A 261-nucleotide genomic window follows, 5' to 3' on the forward strand; every position below is an offset into this window, starting at 1 on the left:
GTAACATCTCCTGTAATGTTTACTCCAGCATCGTAGTTACATGATGCATCTGTAAATATCTCAATATCTGCAGGTGCAGTAAATGTTGGCGCGATATTATCAGACACCGTGATGGTTTGCGTTTGTTCTGGTGCAGTGTTACCACAGCTATCTGTTAATGTCCATGTTCTGGTGATTACGAATGATCCTTCGCAAGTTCCAGCGACTATAGTGTCTGTGTAGGTAGCGTCTAGGGTTGTAGAACAGTTATCTGCTTCGTCT

General features: G+C 42.9%; 1 protein-coding gene. It reads right to left on the reverse strand.

The features are described 5' to 3' along the window. Positions 1 to 261, reverse strand: a 261-nt coding sequence (locus ACVC08_RS00315; protein ID WP_452600522.1) for a hypothetical protein, incomplete at both ends; no start/stop codon positions are given.

Source organism: Pontimicrobium sp. MEBiC06410, assembly GCF_053601615.1.